This is a genomic window from Mammaliicoccus fleurettii, from assembly GCF_003970575.1.
Lineage (GTDB): Bacteria > Bacillota > Bacilli > Staphylococcales > Staphylococcaceae > Mammaliicoccus > Mammaliicoccus fleurettii.
In genome coordinates this window covers 1-762 of sequence record NZ_RXWZ01000217.1, presented here as the reverse complement: position 1 = coordinate 762, position 762 = coordinate 1, and the positions used below count along the sequence as shown (strand labels likewise).

Sequence of the window (762 nt, the reverse complement as noted above, 5' to 3'; positions counted from 1 at the left end):
CTCTATATTCTATAGGATTAGACTATAATATTCAAAAATAAAAATGTTACATTTTAATTACTATTATATTTCAAAAAAAAAAGCAAACATTCTATGAAAGTATGTTTGCTTATTTATAAGGTGTGTAATCCATAAATATAAATGACATTGCTGCTGATCTATTTTTATAGTTGTAATGACTAAGATTAATTGTTCCCTCTTCTTCGCCGTTTCTATAATTCATAAATCTATTCACGTTATTAATCATAACAAAGTCAGCATTATCTCTTATATTATTCAATTCATTATTTCGTGCAAAAAAATGTTCTAAATTTAGATGTTCGTAATCCATATGATGAGCCTCCTAATCTTTGCCCCCAATAAAACATATGTCCATATATATCCAAATATACACGTTTATAGGGTAATTGTAAATCTTTTAAATCTTTATTTCTTACCTATTTTTTTAATGAATTCTTCACTTTAATGTGCATTTTTTATGATATTAATTATATCTTTTTCAACTATTGCTAATTTACTTTAATTATTTCACTAATTACAAATTTTAAAGCTATTTTATTTTAATTTACAATACTTTTATCCGGAAATAAATCTGTGTGCATGCCCACTGCAAAGGACAACATGGAAGATTATAACTTTAACTCTTATTACTTAAAATACGAAAAAATGATTCATCATTTACTACACCGTTACAATATAAAATATTGCTATGATGATTATTTCCAACTCTTACTTATAAAGCTATGGGATTTATTAAAAACG

The 762-nt window shown here is 24.4% G+C and carries 1 protein-coding gene and 1 pseudogene; one reads left to right on the top strand and one right to left on the bottom strand.

Translation table 11 applies throughout. The features are described from left to right. Window positions 1–109: 109 nt before the first annotated feature. Window positions 110–331, bottom strand: a complete 222-nt coding sequence (locus tag CD129_RS12600) for a hypothetical protein (RefSeq protein ID WP_017000846.1) — start codon at window positions 329–331, stop codon at window positions 110–112. A gap of 290 nt (window positions 332–621) precedes the next feature. Between CD129_RS12600 and CD129_RS13520 the strand changes: the two are divergent. Then, window positions 622–762, top strand: a pseudogene (locus CD129_RS13520) (sigma-70 family RNA polymerase sigma factor); the annotation flags it as partial.